Below are 19,137 nucleotides of genomic sequence, written 5' to 3' on the forward strand. Positions count from 1 at the left end.
ATCATATGAACAAATTATTCACGCTCACTTTTATATTGAGTTTTATATCAGGTATGGCACAGACTTATCATTTTCCGGAAGAATCTTCACGTCATGAAGGAACCTGGCTGCAATGGCCACATCATTATCAACATGGAGAGACCTATCGAAAGAGAGTAGAGCAAACATGGATTGATATGACAAAAGCTTTACAAACAGGGGAAAAGGTTCACATCATTGCATACAACACTGAGGAAAAAAATAGGATTGTTGGCCTTTTAGAAGAAAACAAAGTTTCGTTAAAGAATGTCGACTTCAGAATTTATCCTACAGATGATGTTTGGGTGAGAGATAACGGTCCTATTTTCGTAAAAGATAACAACGGAAGGGTTTTGATTGAAGATTGGGGGTTTAACGGATGGGGAGAAAAATTTGACTTTGAAAATTGTGATGAGGTCCCACAACGGATAGGAACGGATTTAGGAATGAAAGTGATTAATCTGAACGAAGAAATGGTTAATGAAGGAGGTTCTGTGGAAACTGATGGAAATGGTGTTTTAATGGCTTGTAGAAGTTCGGTAATCAGCCAGAAGAAAGGAGCAGTCAGAAACAAAGGAATTACTGAGCAGGAGGCAGAAGAAATGTTTGAAGAATATTACGGAGTGTCAAAAGTAATATGGTTGGATGGGGTGACAGGTCTCGATGTAACTGATATGCATATTGATGGTTTTATGAAGTTCGTTAACCACAATACGATGATTACTATGAAAGAAGATGATCTTCTTGATTTGGGTTTGTCCGAAAAGGATGTCAATACACTGTATACAGCCTCCAATGCAAATGGAAAAGAATACAAAAAAATATATCTTCCTGCCACTAAAGACAAAGTAAAGACAGCTTATGGAAAACAACTGGAGGATAAAGGGTCTTATGTCAATTATTATGTAGCAAACACAGTAGTGTTGGTTCCTAATTATGGAGATCCTAATGATTCTGTGGCCAATAAAATTATCCAGCAACAATACCCCGGACGAAAAGTAATAGGTATAGATGTGAGAAATCTTTATGAAAACGGGGGGATGGTGCATTGTGTTACTCAGCAACAACCTGCAGGAAACTAACATGACGAAATAAAATATATAGTAAGAACACTTTGTTCACAAAATCTGATGAAATCATTCTGGTTGATTTCATCAGATTCTTTTTTGCAGGTGAGCTTTTATCATCATTGTTACAGGCAAAAAATAGCATTAAAATGATAAGTTAGCTTTGTTTTCTGGGTGAATTATTATTAAAATGTCGTCATGGGCTCAATTATTTTTCATAAATTAGAAAAGAATATATTTCCAATAGTAGTGAAAACCAAATCTGTTTGGAATTTCTGCGGACAAGCCGAACACCGCATTAAAAAGTAGGCAATATCAAAAAACACACCTATGGCTAATTTATTTCAAACTCTTACAAACACTGTTAAACATTGGTATATACCATTGATTTTTGGAATTTTGTTTCTGATTTGCGGTTTTTATGTATTCAGTGTACCGCTGGCAACTTATGTAACACTTTCTATTTTTTTTAGTGTTTCATTCCTGTTCTCTGGGATTACAGAAGTATTCTTCTCCTTACAAAACAGTAAATCGCTGCAAGGCTGGGGTTGGTTTCTGGTAAGCGGATTGTTGACTACTGCGATAGGACTTTATCTGATTGCTTATCCTCAGATTTCAATGTCTATCCTTCCTTTTGTAGTAGGATTTACATTATTGTTCCGTTCTTTTCAGCTGCTGGGCTTTGCTTTTGATTTGAAAAGTATGAAAATAATGAGTTGGGGAAATGTAGCACTGGCCAGTGTAGGAGGCATCATATTCTCTTTGCTGCTTATATTTAATCCTGTATTTACAGGTATCTCTTTGGTTACATTAACAGGCGTTTCTTTTATTTTTATGGGGATAGCTTCCATTATGTTGGCTTTAGATCTGAGAAAGGTTAAAAAAATACCTGGAAAAGTAAGTCAGGAATTAAGAGATAAGATTAGATCTATACAAGATGAAATTGATGATCTGAAAAAATAACAGATGTATTGTTTACAATATAGAAAGACCTTTTTTAAGGTCTTTTTCTATATCAGGTTTTTAGAAGAAATAAATAGTTATTTAAGAACGGAATTCACGTTATTTCCATTCCATACGTACATCAGATTACAAGGATCGGCAATATAAAATATCTCGTCAACTAAAAACTTATACTCTTGCTTTCCCTGCGGAATATCAACTTCTGCGTACCAATATTCCTGTTTTTTGTCCAATCTAATGGGGTTTTTCAACCATTCTGTAAAACTGCCGATCAGTTTTACACTTTGTGCACCTTTCCATTCGGTAATTTTAAATACAATTTTTTGAGAATTTCTTTTTAGATAAAGATTAGCCAGATAATCATCAGGTCTTCTGGTGAGAACTTTATTAAAATAGTCTGCTGAAACTGCATGATTCCCCTGATATTGATAAGCAATACCCAACCAATCCTGAATGAGTAGATTTCTATGGTTTTCCTTTTTTAGATTTTCAATAAATTTCACGGCATCATCTGTTTTTCCTTTTCTCAGGAGGGAAATGCCAAAATAAAGCGCATCGTTATTAATGAAATTATATTTTTTTGGAGACGTTTTTTTCATTAAGTTATAAAGTGAAATTGTTTTATTTATTCCTTCATTTTCATAGATTTTATGTAATACCATTTCAATATTTTCCGGAAAGTAGCTTGTAATGTCGAGAGCATGCTTTCCTTTATTCAGTTCTTCATCCAGATTGATCTGTACAGCGGTCTTAAAGTCACCTTTTAGATATAAAGTCATTTTCTTCTTTCTCAGATTAATGGCCATAGAATAATTAGTGGTGGTATCACCAGGTTCTTTTTGAGCAGATTCCTTCAGAATATCAGTAATATTTTTTGTGTTGAATGTTTGGAACCCGGTTAGCATATTCGTTGATGTTTCTCTTCTCCAGCATGATTCCTTATGTTCATTTGCAATACAGTAATTAGTCAGTGAGAAGTTTTGAGAAGTTTTCGTAACAATGTAGTTTCCGTGAATTGTAGCATAATCCCCGGAAGCATCAGCAATGAAAAGTTGTGCTCCCGAAAGTTTTATTAGATTATAGGCAGAAATAAGCTGAAGAGCTTGTTGTACACTTTTGCATGTTTTCAGAATATCATTTACTACTTCTTCTTCCCGGTTTATTTTTGATGATATGGGAATGACGGGAATAGTATCAATTGCAGTGTAGTCTGCAAAAAGTCCATATTCATTCATGCCTCCTTGTGGATATTGCCACATAATGTCATTATATCCTTCATGCTTTTCTGACCATAACATATACCCAATTGATTTTCCTTCCCTGGGAATATACCAGAATTTGTATTTCATATCCGGGCTTTCATCTTCATTATTACCGATCCATACATTTTTTTTATCATGGGCCAGAAAAATAGTACACGCGTTGAGAGGTCCGGAAAGAGCTAGCAATAGGAAAAAGAGTGCTGAAATTTTTATTTTTTTCATTCTATTCGTTTTGCTTTTAATGAAATACCTGTTGATATGATGTAAAGCTCATATTTTCCAGATTTGCTGTCCCACTTGAACTCCAATCCGTCTTTTGAGGCCGGATCATAGAAGAAACTGGTTTCTGAATCCGGAAAAAGCTCGGTAGTTTCTCCTTCCTTATCTTTAAGGATCAGTTTTTCATTTTTTAGAATAAGAATATATTGTTGCTGATTATCTGCTTCAAGGACATATTTACCTTCAAACCTTTTTAGCTTTTCTAGGGATAAATTAACAGCTTTTCTTTCAATTTTCTTTGGGATCTCATAAGGTTTTCCCTCCATAATATTTACCACATCATCAATGATAGACTGGATCGGTATATCAGAATAGTTACTGACCATCATAAAGTCATAAGAAGTATTCTTATTTTTGTAAAAGTAAGCCCGATATCCCGGCCTTCCACCTGCTTGTGCTAATATCTCATTTTCATCAAAAAGCTCCCTTACAAGATTTTCCGGGAGGTATTTCCCTGTAAATCCCTTTTCGGCAAAAGTAAATAAATCCTGAATAGTTGAGACATAATTTCCGGTTTCAAAACGATCAATAACCACAAAAGGTGCTCTTTTAATATTGCCGTCATCAAGAGTAAATCCCCTTGCAAAATTCTGATACTTTTCTTTATCATTATATTCCGTCGTAGCATGGAGACTCATTGGGGTAAATATCTGATCTTGTATATACCGCAGATAACCATTGTCTGATGAGATGTCTATAATAGCATGAAGGAGAAGGAATCCGATATTGGAATATAAAGTTTGAGTCCCCGGCTCAAAGAGCAGTTTCTCTTTTTTTGCCATTGCTATCAATTGCTTTCCTGAAATCTTCTTATACTTTTCATAATCTTTGACTTCTCTTGGTAACCCGGATTGATGATGAAGCAAATGATTGACTGTAATCCTGTTTCCATTTGGGAAATCAGGGAAAAATTTTGAAAGTTTATCCTCAAGGGATATTTTTTTTTGTTCAACGAGCTTTAGAATCCCATACTTAACAAAAACTTTCGATACTGACGCAATGATGAAACGATTATCTCTTGTTACCTTCATTTCTTCAGGGGCCGCAGGCATATTATAGGTTCTATCAAAAATAGATGTCCCTGCGTGGGCCACAAGAACATTACCATTGAATCTGTTCAGAGAAGTCAGTGCTGAAAAATATTCATTCAGTTTTTCAGAAGTCAGTTGAGCCGGAGATTGCTGAGCCTGTACAAAAGAATGTATAAAAATGAGAAGAGCAGCAATCCTTGTTATAAAGAAAATTTTCATAGTTGAAGTCTTAATTGGTTGTAATAAAGATAAATAAAAGCATATCCACAGAAAGTGAAACTGTTAACTTGTTTTTTTGTAAAATTAAAAGATGATTTTTTTTAAAAAAGTAGAATTTATACAAACCCATCTTTTTTTTAGACGAAAGTTATTACCTCGAAAAATGTTGATTTCCGTCATAATACAGAAATGGGAATGTGTAAAATGTAATATATTTGGGTTGTATTCCAGTAGTTATGAGAACAGGATTTCCCAACAACCCAAAGCCCTACAAGACTTTTTGGTATCAATTGATAGTATCTCCCCGATATAGGGTGATCAGACATTTTGTTTTATTGGCAACTGTAATTTTTATTATCCTGCAGTCACCGGATGAACAAGAATTCAGATCCCCCATAAATATATGGTTAACTATTGGTTTTTTTCTCTATTTCATTGGCTGTCTGTATTTGAATGCCTATTGTTTTGTGCTTAAATTTCTGATAAAAGGAAAGTTTTACAGTTACCTGATGCTTGTACTAGGTTTATGTGTTATAAGTTTTATCCTATTATGTGTTCTCGATATTATATTGGAACCCTATCGACTCGTTCCATCAGCCCAGGAGAATAAAACTGAGATTTTAACAGGTTTTTTTGAGTTCCTTATTTTCTTTGGAATTGCTATGGCTGCATCTTCAGCTTTAAAATTGTTTCAACACTGGCTTCAAAGTCTGGAACAATTTTACACAATGGAAATGAATAATTTTAATCTGGAAATGAACTTGCTAAAGAACCAGGTCAGTCCCCATTTTCTCTTTAATATACTTAACAATGTTCATATTTTGATTGAAGAAGAACCGAAAACAGCTTCAAAAATGCTGATGAATCTTTCGGATCTGTTACGATATCAGATTTATGATTGTGAATCATCCGTTTTTCTATCAGCGGATGTCACCTTTCTCAGGGATTTTTTAGAACTCGAAGCCAGTAGAAGAGATGACTTCAGATTTTCTATTGACCATTCAGGTGAGAATAGAGAGATTGAGATTCCTCCGTTTTTGTTCATCCCTTTTGTTGAAAATGCAGTGAAACATAGTTATACGAATAGTGAGCCTTCATTTGTAGAAGTTTCTTTTTGTCTTAAAAAACAAGAACTTGAGTTTACGTGTGTCAATTCAAAACCTGAAATGAATGAAATCTGTTCTGACGAGCACAGGGGTATAGGGCTTGAAAATATAAAAAGAAGACTTAGTCTTTTATATCCCGGAAGGCATCATCTTACTATAGAAAATGCTGAAAACTGTTTTAGTGTGCTTTTGCTGATTCAGTTGTGATATGATAAAACGATCAATTTTACCAGGAACTTTACAGAAAATAAATCAGATAAGTTTCTGTTTTTATATCAAGTACTGTTTTTTTTATACAAAATTATCGTTCTGAAACTTTGGTATAAAAAAAAACTCATTAAGTATAAAATTCTACCTATTCCATAGCAACGGCTCATACTTTTGGTTGAAAATTGTAATTATGATATTGAATTTTCAACAGATATTTCTTTTATTTTTCTTTGGAGCCATAGGTAGCGTTAAAGATCAGTCTGCCGGATGTGATTCTCTTTATTATTTTAAAAATAAAGTCGAAGTAACATTTCTGAAGTATAATGCTAAAGGCGATAAAACAGGGAAGGACATTGGGAATATTGAAGAAATCTCAGAAAGTAACGGTATTTTAAAATCAACCTATCATCTTACTAAGCTGGATATTAATAATAAAGTTATTGAAAAGTCAGCCGCAGATATCAGTTGTGATAGAACAGGTTTGAAGATTGGATTTCAGATTCCCGGAGAACTGACTGAAAACTCAAAAAATATGTTTTACTCTTATCCTTCAAACATGGTAGTAGGGCAATCATTGGAAGGTAATCTTAGTTTTAATGTTAAGAGTATAATCAAAGGAAAAAAAACAGATATTTTTTTTAGTATCAGCAACCGGAAAGTGGTGGCTGAAGAAAAAACAAAAGTACCCTTTGGAATCTTTGATACCTTTAAAATTCAATATGATTTACAGGTGAAATTTAAATTCCTTGGACTTAGTATTCCGATGAACCTAAAAATCTACGAATGGTATTGTCCTAAACTTGGAATCATTAAGACAGAAGGCTATAACAAAGATGGTAAACTGGAAGAAACTTCTGTTTTATATTCGATTGTGACCAAATAATATCCTCAGTAAAAAAATAACCAGCAAAAAATACTATGAACAAAAGGAAGAATTTAGTAATCGCAATAATTTTATTCCAATTATGCGGTATTGAAATGAATGCACAGACAAAAGAAATTTTAGGAATTCGTGGAGGTTTTGGATTTTACAGCAAGGCTAATAACAATAATGCGGTAAGTTATAAGCTGGGCGTTGTCAGGGAAAAACAATTTCAGGATAATTTTTACTTTAATATGTATTTGTATTTTAATAAAAGAGCAAGAGAAATTGAAACAAATGGAGAAACATACAGAAAAGTAGAAAACTTCATCGAATTTAGCCCTGCTGCAGGTTGTAAGATTCAGTTTTTACCTCAGATAAAACTTGGATTGACTGCGGGGCCTTATATTGCGTATGGATTTTCCGGAAAATCGTCTGTAGAAAATGGAGGCGAAAAAACAACCTGGAACACTTTCAAAGGAACTGAAAGAAATAATATTCTGTATCCTGCTGCAAAACGTCTTGATTATGGAGCTTCTGCTGGTCTGTTGTTAGAGTTTTACAAGCTGGAACTCTGGATGAATTATGATACTTCCTTCCGTAAACCATCGGAGGGGCCTAATGACTATGAAAATAAAATAAGGCATGGTATTTTATGGTTTGGACTTGGCCTTAAAATGTAAGAAGAAAAGGTTGATTTTACAACCTTATGGGATCTTGAAAAAGATCCCTTTTTTTATACCTTATATTTCAAATGTCATTTTTTTAAAAAATCACGGATAAATTCTTTACGGTAAACATTTCCCAAAGGAAGTTCTGCCTCCTTGATAATGACAGATTTGGGAAGTATGGTTGTGATTTTGTCAGCATTGGCAATATAAGATTTACTGATTCTTTTGAAGGTCGTTTCGGGAAGATGACTTTGTACTGTTTTAAGATTCATAGCTGTGGTAATGCGTGCATCTTCAGTGAAAATAATTGAATAGTCTTTGAGCCCCTCAATGTATAGAATGTCCTGGTGTAGGATTTTATAAATCCTACGGTCTGCTTTTACAGTAATGCTGTTACTTTCCAAATGGGTTACTCGTGTTTTTTCAAAATCATCGGATAAGAAAAAACGATATTCTATTGCTTTATGAACAGCTTTTAGAAATCTGTCTTTCCGGATAGGTTTTAAAAGGTAGTCTAATGCATCAATTTCATAGCTTTCCATCGCATAATGGGAATAGGCTGTGGTAAAAATAATAAAGGTTTTTTTGGGGATACTTCTGGCAAAGTCAAGACCATTTAATCCCGGCATCCTGATATCCAGAAAAATAAGATCGACCGGATTTTTCTCAATATAAGATTTTGCTTCTGTAGCATTTTTGAATATCCCGGTAATACGAAGTTCAGGTACCGCAGCAATAAGGCTTAGCATACCTTGTCTTGCAATAGGTTCATCATCTATAATAATACAGTTCATAGCTTAAATTTATATCATTATTAATATAAAAATCGAAGCAGTAATTACCTCTCTCAATGTGTCGTTTAATATTGAGAAATGATACAGGGAAAATTAAATTGTAACACACACTAGAAATAAACTGAGTCTAGTTGCTGTAGAAATTTATATATCCGGAGTCCTGAGCTTGTCACTTCTTTCATCTCGTACAAATTTGTGATATATATGGTCTGTTCCCCAAAGAATAATTTCTCTTTGCTGAAATTTTTTTTCAAAAATGCCCATTCTCAGCCTGTTTATTAGATATATTCACATTTATGCTATGTATGGCCATTATTGTATTAGATTTAAATGATAATTATTTTTTATGAAATAATGATCAAAAAATTATGATTTTAGTAAAATATGTTTATTTTTGCAAAAAATATTTAAGACACCGAATAGTGTCAAAATATGTTAATATTGGTTAATTTAACGTTAATTAAATGTTAATATATTTTTTTTTAAAAAACTAATTTTTACTGAGAATGAAAAAAACATTATTGATTGCCGGAATGGCATTTTCGAGTTTGATGTGTGCCCAAAATGCTCCGGGCATCACTATTCATGACACCAGAAACACCAACGATTTACCAGCTGCTTATAATCATGAGGTTAAAGCAGAGTTCAAGTTCAGAGATGTAGTAGGCGTTCCGGGAAAAGGAAATTACTCGGGTATGTTAACGATTGCTCCCTGGTTTGATAACTCGGGAAACAAACGTCATCAACTAAATTTTAATGATGGTGGTATCTTTTACAGAAACGGACTTTCAACGGATCCTCAATGGGGAAGCTGGAGCAAACTCCTATTACAATCCAGTGAAGGAAAAGTCAGAATCGGTTCCAATGACCCTGATACCAATTCTGCCGCTTTACTAAGAGTGTATGATCAAAATGACGTGATGATGGAGGTTACCAACTCATACGGGACCTTTCAGATTGCTAAATCAGGTTGTAATGGTTGTTATGGAGGTACGCCTGGTGACACTGTTTTAAGAAATCTGGGAAGCTCTCACAATATTATTATTGCTCAACCAAATGACAATAATGATGGTAAAACTTTTGTAGGTTTCCAGGATGCTACCCGTGGAATATGGATTAAGTTCCTTAATAATGGAATTGCCAAGTTCGATGGTAAAATTCATGCAAAGGAAATCGAAGTAAAAGCTAATGTATGGGCAGACTATGTTTTTAAGAAGGATTATCAATTAAAGTCTTTAGAAGAAGTAGAAAAACATATTACAGAAAAAGGACATCTTCCCAATATCCCATCTGCTGCTGAAGTAATCGAAAACGGAATCAATGTGGCAGAAATGAATACGAAATTTCTTGAAAAAATTGAAGAACTTACTCTTTATTCAATAGATCAGAATAAGCAGTTAAAATCTCAGACTTTACAACTTCAACAAGTTCAGGAAGAAAATAAAATGTTAAAACTGCAGATAGAAGAAATCAACAAAAAAATAAAGGAAATACAAAAATTATAAATTAAAAAAACAGCATGAAAAAAAAGTTATTGTCGTTAGCTTTATTGGCTTCATCTTTTGTTTTTGCCCAGCAAACAACATTTCCTGAAGTCACGGTACAAAGCTATTCACCTACTGTGTATTTGAAAAGAAATACCAATGATGGTGGTTTTACGAGAGGAATCCAAACGCAATATCTCAACGGAGATAATGGATGGTTTTTCGGAGATTTGCATGGTAGCCAATGGATTGTTTCAAAAGGTGATTACAGGGATCAGAAATTTGTAATTAATGAGAGTGGTGATGTTGGGATAGGAACATCTTCACCTTCAACAAAACTTGACGTGAATGGCAATGCCAAGTTTTCAGATATTATAAGTGGAGGAAGCAACTCTTGGGTATTTCATACCCCTGATGATGGCAGAAAATCCTTGCATCTAGCCCCAAGAAATACAGCAAATGACGATTGGGATTGGGGAAAATCATTCATTATTAATGGAGCGAATGGCAATGCACTATTAAACGGGAAGTTTGAGGCTAAAGAAGTTAGGGTAACACAAAGTCCTACAGCTGATTTTGTATTTGCTGAAAATTATGATCTCCCAACATTAGAAGATGTAGAAAAACATATCAAAGAGAAAAAACATCTTCCTGAAATTGCCTCTGCAAAAGTAATGGAAAAAGAAGGAGTAAATGTAGGAGAATTTCAGATCAAATTGCTCCAGAAAATCGAAGAACTTACGTTGTATTCCATTGATCAGAATAAGCAGATTAAACAACTCCATGAAGAAAATAAAATCTTAAAATCTCAATCAGAAGAGATCAAAGAACTAAAGAAGCAGATGCAACAACTTTTAACCACAAAAAAATAATAGACCATGAGAAGAAAATTACTTTCGTTATTTTCTCTGTTTATAGGCTTTCTGGGTTTTTCACAAACTGAAGTTTACTTCAAATATGATGAAGCCGGGAATCAACGATACAGAGGGACGAATGCCTCCGGTAAAAAGGATCCGGAGCTTATACCAAAAGAGATTAAACTGGAGGAACAAGCTAAAAAAACTGCAGTACCAGCTCAACAAGCTTCTGTAATGGATGAAAAAACATTCCTGAAAAATATCAGACTTTATCCTGTTCCGGTGAATGACTATTTAACAATTGATTGGACGGAAGAAGTAGACAGCTTAATCGAGTCCGTTTCACTGTACCAGCATAGTACCGTTCACTGGAAATTCCAGCAACAAAACTCTCCGGATTTGGGTCGTAAGATAAAAATCAACATGACCGGATATGACTGGGGAGTTTATATTCTGCGCTTTACGCTGAAAGACGGAAGAGTCTTTGGCAGAAATGTTACCAAAAGATAAAAACTTAGCGGAAATATAATGATTAAGGCATTGAATAATTATTCTTTGCATAGGTCAGTATTTCAATTGATTAAAAAACTATTAATACAACAAACTAATAACAAAATGAAATTTTTTTCATCATTGATGCTGTCATTGTGTTCAGTATTGGGCTTTTCGCAGACCATACTCTACCAGACAGAAACGGCATCCCGGACGGTGCAGGATCCACAGACCGTGGTGATGGCGCAGGGATTTCGTGCTACAGCAGATGTTTCTAATCCTTTTGTAGCAAAAATTGGCCCCGCTACGGAGAATCCCGGAGGAGGCCCCACCAATTCAGGAGCCGGAGCCACTAACCCAAGCGGGAGCTCGGCTCCTGCCCAACAAAGTTTTCACGATACCAAAGGTAGAATTGAGGTAAACGGGGGCGGACAATTACAATTTACCTTGCCCATTGCGCTACCTCCGGGTATAAAAACAGTAGCTCCTCAGGTAAATCTTGTGTATACCAGTGGTTCCGGAAATGGGATCGCAGGATATGGCTGGACTTTAATGGGAATTACCTCTATCTCCAGAATGGGAAGAAATATTGACAAAGACAAAGAAGCTAAAGAAATCAAAATGGATTATTCTGATTATTACAGCTTCAATGGTCAGAGACTGATTTTAAAATCTGGAGAATATGGTAAAGACGGGGCAGAATATGTTACCGAAAAATATTCAAACATTAAAGTTAAGTCTTTAGGTGCCAGAAATGGAATTGAAGGACCAATGTTATTTCACGTCACATTTGAAGATGGTTCCCAGGCATGGTATGGTGATACGGTTGCCAATGATCCCGGACATGCAAGCGCAGGGAGAACTACCATGGAATACAATATCGTGAAATGGATGGATGCAAAGGGCAATTATATTACTTATGAATATGAAAGAAATGCTACTGTACCTACACAGACCTCAGCATCAGGAGAAGTAACCAAAATTAAAACGATTAAGTGGGGTGGAAATGAAAAATTAAACAAACCTCACTTTAATGAAATTCAGTTCAACTATAATCTTGATAGAATTGTAAAAGAACTGTCTTATCATCAAGGGTATTACTATAATCAGGATAAGCTTTTGAATGAAATTGTTGTAAAAGCTAATTCAGCAGTTTTTAAAAGCTACAAAATAGCATATACTACTAATAATACAAGCTATCAGTTTGTTGACACGATCACCGAAACGAATGCCAGTGGAGAATCTGCAAACCCAATCAAGTTTGACAGGAAAATTGATAATACAACGATCAGAGGGAATGAAATTTCTAATAATTTAAATTTAGATAATAAGAATATTTCTGATTTTGACGGAGATGGAAATCTGGATTTATTGTATTATCAGACGGCTAGAGACGGCTATTATGAATGCCTGGATTATGATGATTATGGTCGTTGTGAAAGAGAAGGAGATTACGTAGAAGGTACTGTTGCCGGTACATATATTACCTATAATAATTTCTTTGGAGCGAATTCTGTAAAAGTTTCAGATATTAACCTTACAGGCGCTTTAGCCATTAATGCCACATTGGCAAACGATAAGATGAGACCGGTAAAGTCTCTGTATACCCACAAGACAGAAGCGAATCAAATTAAGTTTGATAAATATATTCTTGATAATGGGCAATATGTTTTGAACCAATCTAAGGTTGTTCCCAAATCGTTGTATGATAAAACATATACCCAGCCTAGGGAAAATCCTATGGATTGGTATTATACAATACGATCATATGTCAGGGAGTTCAGGGACGTAGATGTGAATGGAGATGGTCTTTCGGAAGTTATGTTTTCCGTAGAGAATGTGACCACAACATATCCTTATACGGGACCTGTTATAGACCCGGGAACTGGTGAAATAGGGTTTCCTGATCCAGGTACTACTCAGCCTCAAACATACACTGAATATGATTATTATATTCTTAATCCGAATACTTCTGTAAATGATGCATATTGGGTAGGTTCCGGTCCTAGAGATCTTTTGAAAGAAGGGATTGCAATGGATTTTGACGGAGATGGAAAAGAGAACCTTGTTGAGGTGACAAGAAATTGGGTAAATAGTAATTTCTTTGCAGTAAATGATCAAGGTAAGTATGTAATGCAAACCAATTATATTGGTTTTGATGGGGAAAAGGCCGGGATGGTTTTTGGAGATTACAACGGAGATAGTAAGATGGATTTCATGGTTCCGCAAGGTACGGATACCTCCAACTGGAAATTATATATGAATCCTGGAAAAACACTTCCTGCAGGAAGCAGTGCACCAACCTTCAGAGTACAGGATCTTAATAACTTCTCTTCTTATACTAAAGACCCTAAGATTGTTGATAATACCTATCAGAGACAGGCCGCTATCTGGCATTTTGCCAAGGATTTGAATGGTGATGGCAAGAGTGATTTGGTGTGTTTTGAATCCCAGATTTTTAAAGCACACAAATGTTGTAAAGATATAGACTCAAGAAGAGGTTTCAAGATTATGGAATCAACGGGAGTTGATGCTAATGGAAATATTAAATTCGAAACCAGATATGAAGAAGATTTATGGGGAATGTACTCTGAAATTGGTGCTCATTGGATTCCTATGAATGTATCCCTTCGTATCAATAAGGAAGAAAATCACTTTTTTGTAAAGGTTGAAAATCACTTATATCGTTATGGTTATTATGACATAAAAAGCAGAGAAAGAATTTATGCCATCAACCAGGGAGGGATAAAAACTGAAATCCAATACAATGAACTGGATGTAAATGATCCTGTAACAGCCAAGTTTTATAAACCGACCACAATTCAGACGTATCCGTATGTTCAGGTAGAGCATATGCCGCAGAATTTTATTATTACCCAACTTAAGGAAGAAGGAAGAAAGCAAGATTTCAAATACAGAGACTTAATTGTTAATTTACATGGAAAAGGGGTAATCGGATACAGACAGGCAGCGCGTTCTACCTGGTATGCTGATGGTTTTGAAAACACTAAAATATGGTCAGGAGCAGAAATAGATCCTTTAAACGAGGGAGTAACTCTAAAAGAATGGTCTATAAAAACGAATGATGAGAATAAAATCTTCCCAACGAATATTTCTGAAAGTAATAATGAGCTTTTAAATTTTAAATCAATAAGCTACCAGAAAGATGAATTATTAAACGGGCAGGTAATTGCTGGTAATAGTGGCGCAGACAAGGCAAAAATTGTCACTGCAATGCTTCCAAAATCTACAGTTACAAAAGAGTTTTTAACAAATACAACTACGGCAAGTACTATTACGTATGGAGATTATTATCTGCCGGTACAGGCTGTATCTGCTATCAATAATAATTATGGAATAACCACTTCAACTTTTGAATATTATCATAACCCGTCAGGTTTAGGTTCTGATTATTTTATTGGGCGCTCGAAATCCAAGACAGATAAGATTCAGGCTTATGGTGATACCAAATCTGCAAAAGTTGAATATGCTTACGAAGGGAATCTATTAAAATCTTCCAAAACATGGAATAGAAACAATACAGAATATGTACAGGATACATATGAGTATGATGGTTTTGGAAATGTTACAAAAAAAATTGTTAATAACAACATTGATGCGATCACTCAGACCACAGCGTCAGCATATGATCCGAAAGGAAGATTTGTTGTAAAGAAAACTGATAATCTGGGTCTTGAAACGACTATTGGCTATAATGATTGGGGACAAATAACATTACAAACGGATCCTTTAGGAAATACACTTGAAAATACATATGATAGTTGGGGTAAACTTTTAAAATCCAAAACAAATTTAGGAGGTACAACCAATTATCAGTATATAAGAGATGCCAATTCTAATATTGCTATTTTTCAATATGATTCTGATGGAAATATCTCAAAGAAATATACCAATAGACTTGGGCAGGAATATAAAAAAGTAACCAAAGGTTTTGGAGTAAATAAATATATTGCTGTCTACTCAGTATATGATAAATTAGGTAGAAAAATCCGCGAGTCTGAACCTTATTTTGATCAGGCCTCCGAAGAATTACCAGCTGATCTTCAATGGAATGTTAATACTTATGATGATTCCGGATATCCTACCAAAATAACAACCACAGGATTAGCAAAAGTAAATAGCCAGGGGCTTATCACTTCATTTACCGGGAAAAAAATGGAGTCTTCTATCTCTGGAAATATAACTTCAGTAAAAGAAGTTAACGGATACGGAAGAACTACCACGAAGACTACTGATGCTTTAGGAAAAATAATTTCTACAACAGATAAAGGTGGAAGTGTTACTTTCTCATACAATGCTGTGGGAGAACAAATAAAAGCACAGTATGCAGAGAATATTGTAACTACAACGTATGATGATTGGGGGCGTAAATCAGAATTCAATGATCCATCCAATGGATTATATAAATATGAATATAATGGGTTTGGACAACCTAAGAAGACAATCAGCCCTAAAGGAACGAAAGAGTTTATTTACAATAACCTGGGACAGCTTATCAGTCAAAAAGAGATTTCTACTGTAGATGGAGGTCAGGCAACTGATAAAGCTATTACTTATACTTATGATGGTAAAGGAAGAGTTGTTGCTAAAAATGGAACTTCTAAAGGTAAAGCATACGGCTCTACTGCAACTTATGATCCGCAAGGAAGACTTTTATCAACATCAGAAAGTAGTAATGATAAATATTTTATCCAAAAAGGAATTACCTATGATGACAAAGAAAGAATTATTTCTTATGAAAAAAGTTTGTATTCATCAGGAGTTCTTACTAAGGTAAACGTTGAAAATGTTTATAACGATTGGAACGGAGAATTATATCAGATAAAAGATAAAAATTCAGGAAAAATCTTATGGGAATTAAAGGATACCAATGAAAGAGGACAAATTCTTAGTGCCAAACTAGGAGCAGCTGTTATCGGAAATTCTTATGATATTAATGGATTTTTAACAAAAGTGAATCATTCTTCACAGGTTAAATCCGGAATTTTAGATTTAGGATATACTTTTGATGGAGTAAAGAATGAGCTGAAAAGCAGAAGAACCACTGGTGATTTTAATATTATAGAATCTTTCGATTATGATGAGAACAACAGATTGGTAAGCTGGACGGATCCTGTGACAGGAGTTAAGCCTTTAAACAGAAATGTTTATGATGCAAAAGGAAGAATTATGGAGAATGATCAGGTGGGTACCATCAAATATGGTAACTCAGCTAAGATCTATCAGCCAACAGGAATGACCTTAAATGCAGCCGGAACTCAGAATTATAATAATGATCTGATCCAAACCGTTATTTATAATGAGAACAATGATCCAGTCTTTATTGATGGTCAGAAAGGAGATGTAGCTTTCCAATATGGGCTTACAAAAATGAGACAAAGAGTTACATATGGAGGTAACTTCTCAGCAGACAAAGATGGAAAATTCACCAAGTTTTACAGTGAAGACGGAAGTTTTGAAATTGTAAAAGATAATGCATCCGGTAAAGAGAAGCATGTTCTTTATATTGGTGGTAGTCCATATGAAAGTAGTATTGTTTATTTGAAGAATTATGAAGAATCTGCTGGTTCTTACAAGTTCTTACATAAGGATTATCTGGGAAGTATTTTGGCCATTAGTGATGAGGCTGGAAATAAACTTGAACAAAGACACTTCGATGCCTGGGGTAATTTTACTCACTTACAGATAGGATCCGGAGCAATTATTACAGATAAAAATACCATTAATAATACTCCATTATTATTGGAAAGAGGCTATACCAGCCACGAACATTTTGCGGAAGTAGGAATTATTCACATGAATGGAAGACTGTATGATCCGTTGTTAAGAAGATTCTTAAACGCAGATGAAAATATTCAGGATCCTACCAACACACAGAATTACAACAAGTATGGATATGTGCTCAACAATCCTTTAATGTTCAACGATCCAAGCGGAGAAGAACTCGTAACATTATTTGCGATTTCTATGGCTGCTATCGTAAAGGCAATTATTATTGGGGCGGCTGTTGGTTTAGCAGCTTATACATTGAGCCTTGCAGTAACAGGTAACTTTGATCAATGGAACTTATTGGGAGCCTTTAAGGCCACCTTTACAGGAGCTGTTTCGGGAGCCGTTACTTTTGGGATAGGAAGTTTATTCTCGGGAGCCGGTGGATGTATCACAGCTGCGGCACAAATGATCAAAGAAACTGTTGGGCAAATAGGTTTCGTTTTGATACAGGCAGGAACCCACGCTATTGCACAAGGAATATTAAGTTCTGTACAAGGAGAAAATTTCCTTACTTCTGCCGCATCAGGTTTCTTAGGTAGTTTAGGAGCAGCAGCATTTGGAGCTATTGCGAAAGATTTTGCACAAAAAGCTGCGGGTCAAATATTGTTTGGAGCAATATCCGGAGGAATCGGATCAGAGCTTGCAGGAGGTAACTTCTGGCAGGGAGCTCTTATTGGAGGAATTGTGGCAGGATTAAATCATACAATGCACGATGGAAATCCATTTGGATTTGGAGATGATGGCGATGATGATAAAATTATCAGCAAATTAACTCCAGCTCAAAGAAAACAATTGGAGCAGATTCAATCCGGAACTTCATTAACGAAAGATATGCTTGAAGAAACAGGACTGGGTAAAATTTTAGATAACTGGATTGAAAAAACACCTCTAGGTAAAAATCTGAAATTAGGGTATGCTGATTATTTAGAAATGGGAGGTACTATTTATTATGATCATAAACTTACCCAGTTTAATGGGATCACTAAAAATGAATTTAAATTCAGATTTGTGAAAACAACTTCTAAAGGCCTGATCACAGCACATTTTGGTAGCTTGGCGGCAACAGCTGTCGGCGCTGAATATGGTGCTACAGTAGGTGGCTGGGTTGGAGCAGCTGTCGGAATAGGAATAGGGTTTTATATGGACCAGACGTATTTTAGAGCTATTAAATATTTTGATAACTTTATGACCCGTTTTGGCGGTTACGTACAAAGGCAAGCTATTTATAATATGCATCGAGGATTTTAAAATGGAAGTAAAAAAAGAAGTATTAAGAAAGTTACCTACATCCGGTTTATTACAATATGTAAACAGTGATAGTAAGTATGTCTCTTTAGCGGTAAAATACGCTTATGAGATCTTAAAAAACGAAAGAAATGTTCAGTTTTCAGATGAAGAGACAAAAAGGATAGAAGAACTAATAGCTCACAAAGAGCATCAGGAAAATGTTGATTTTAAGGTAGATCAAAATATACTGGAAGATAGTTCTGAAAACGAAAAATTCCCTATCCTTTTTTCAAAAAATGATATTATATTGGCTTCAACTGTTATTAATCCAATAGTGGGGGGTGCTTTGCTTTTTTTTAACCTAAAAAAAATAGACCAATTAAAAGCAAAAAATATTTTTTTGATCATCGCATATCTTATCGCAGCTTTTATCGCTATTTTGTTATATAATGCCTATGTTTCAGATCTTGTAAATGATTTTATTATTGAAAACCTGAGTGGCTATTCCAAAAATAGATACTCGTTATTAACTTTTAGAATTGCTTTTAAAATGCTTGTTAATTTTTTAATGATAAGTTTTTTATGGGATCACATTTTTGATAAACAGATGAAGTATAGAATATATAGTGCAACAATTGGTATTATCATTTTTGCTGTCATATATTTGTTTATTATTCCTATGTTTTTAAATTGAGCATAATAGACTAAAGTAGGTACTTAAAATTATATTTCTTATACCTTAATACTTAGAAGCTATCCACCGTACAGGAGGATAGCTTCTTTTTTTATTCCTAACTAAATT

At 34.7% G+C, this 19,137-nt stretch carries 13 protein-coding genes; 10 read left to right on the forward strand and 3 right to left on the reverse strand.

What is annotated here, in order from left to right:
• The first annotated feature begins 5 nt into the window (after nucleotides 1-5).
• Both C1631_RS08770 and C1631_RS08775 read left to right on the forward strand, forming a co-directional pair.
• Nucleotides 6-1,100, forward strand: a complete 1,095-nt coding sequence (locus tag C1631_RS08770; RefSeq protein ID WP_103247155.1) for an agmatine deiminase family protein — start codon at nucleotides 6-8, stop codon at nucleotides 1,098-1,100.
• A 315-nt stretch (nucleotides 1,101-1,415) separates the two neighbouring features.
• Nucleotides 1,416-2,048, forward strand: a complete 633-nt coding sequence (locus C1631_RS08775; protein WP_103247154.1) for an HdeD family acid-resistance protein — start codon at nucleotides 1,416-1,418, stop codon at nucleotides 2,046-2,048.
• A 77-nt stretch (nucleotides 2,049-2,125) separates the two neighbouring features.
• Here C1631_RS08775 and C1631_RS08780 read toward each other — a convergent pair whose 3' ends face one another.
• Together C1631_RS08780 and C1631_RS08785 are read right to left on the reverse strand one after the other, a co-directional pair.
• Nucleotides 2,126-3,532 (reverse strand): hypothetical protein, encoded by a 1,407-nt coding sequence (locus C1631_RS08780; RefSeq protein ID WP_103247153.1) that lies wholly within the window; start codon nucleotides 3,530-3,532, stop codon nucleotides 2,126-2,128.
• Nucleotides 3,529-4,839: a serine hydrolase domain-containing protein gene (locus tag C1631_RS08785; RefSeq protein WP_109711711.1), complete on the reverse strand. Its 1,311-nt coding sequence runs from the start codon at nucleotides 4,837-4,839 to the stop codon at nucleotides 3,529-3,531. The genes C1631_RS08780 and C1631_RS08785 overlap by 4 nt, the downstream gene beginning before the upstream one ends.
• A 509-nt stretch (nucleotides 4,840-5,348) precedes the next feature.
• On the opposite strand from C1631_RS08785, the gene C1631_RS08790 reads away from it, so the two are divergent.
• From C1631_RS08790 to C1631_RS08800, 3 genes are all read left to right on the forward strand, one after another.
• A complete protein-coding gene (locus C1631_RS08790) occupies nucleotides 5,349-6,152 on the forward strand; it encodes a sensor histidine kinase (protein ID WP_165828261.1) in 804 nt (267 codons plus the stop codon).
• Nucleotides 6,153-6,345: 193 nt separating this feature from the next.
• Nucleotides 6,346-7,038, forward strand: coding sequence for a TapB family protein (locus tag C1631_RS08795; RefSeq protein ID WP_109711715.1), 693 nt, complete (start codon nucleotides 6,346-6,348; stop codon nucleotides 7,036-7,038).
• A gap of 35 nt (nucleotides 7,039-7,073) precedes the next feature.
• Nucleotides 7,074-7,700 carry an outer membrane beta-barrel protein gene (locus C1631_RS08800; RefSeq protein ID WP_103247148.1) on the forward strand — a complete coding sequence of 209 codons (627 nt, stop codon included), beginning with the start codon at nucleotides 7,074-7,076 and terminating at the stop codon, nucleotides 7,698-7,700.
• Between the two features lie 74 nt (nucleotides 7,701-7,774).
• Here the strand turns inward: C1631_RS08800 and C1631_RS08805 are convergent, their stop codons facing one another.
• The gene (locus C1631_RS08805; protein ID WP_103247147.1) at nucleotides 7,775-8,482 is read right to left on the reverse strand and encodes a LytR/AlgR family response regulator transcription factor; all 708 of its coding nucleotides are present in this window, start codon (nucleotides 8,480-8,482) and stop codon (nucleotides 7,775-7,777) included.
• Between the two features lie 506 nt (nucleotides 8,483-8,988).
• On the opposite strand from C1631_RS08805, the gene C1631_RS08810 reads away from it, so the two are divergent.
• From C1631_RS08810 to C1631_RS08830, 5 genes are all read left to right on the forward strand, one after another.
• Nucleotides 8,989-9,987: a cell wall anchor protein gene (locus C1631_RS08810; RefSeq protein ID WP_103247146.1), complete on the forward strand. Its 999-nt coding sequence runs from the start codon at nucleotides 8,989-8,991 to the stop codon at nucleotides 9,985-9,987.
• Between the two features lie 14 nt (nucleotides 9,988-10,001).
• On the forward strand, nucleotides 10,002-10,838 hold the full coding sequence (locus C1631_RS08815; RefSeq protein WP_109711717.1) for a hypothetical protein: 837 nt from the start codon (nucleotides 10,002-10,004) through the stop codon (nucleotides 10,836-10,838).
• A 6-nt stretch (nucleotides 10,839-10,844) separates the two neighbouring features.
• Nucleotides 10,845-11,333, forward strand: coding sequence for a T9SS type A sorting domain-containing protein (locus tag C1631_RS08820; RefSeq protein WP_103247144.1), 489 nt, complete (start codon nucleotides 10,845-10,847; stop codon nucleotides 11,331-11,333).
• Nucleotides 11,334-11,438: 105 nt separating this feature from the next.
• Nucleotides 11,439-18,356: an RHS repeat-associated core domain-containing protein gene (locus tag C1631_RS08825; protein ID WP_165828262.1), complete on the forward strand. Its 6,918-nt coding sequence runs from the start codon at nucleotides 11,439-11,441 to the stop codon at nucleotides 18,354-18,356.
• Nucleotide 18,357: 1 nt separating this feature from the next.
• On the forward strand, nucleotides 18,358-19,029 hold the full coding sequence (locus tag C1631_RS08830; protein WP_109711722.1) for a hypothetical protein: 672 nt from the start codon (nucleotides 18,358-18,360) through the stop codon (nucleotides 19,027-19,029).
• Nucleotides 19,030-19,137: the final 108 nt, after the last annotated feature.

It is taken from the genome of Chryseobacterium phosphatilyticum (genome assembly GCF_002899825.2).
In the GTDB taxonomy this organism is placed as follows: Bacteria; Bacteroidota; Bacteroidia; order Flavobacteriales; family Weeksellaceae; genus Chryseobacterium; species Chryseobacterium phosphatilyticum.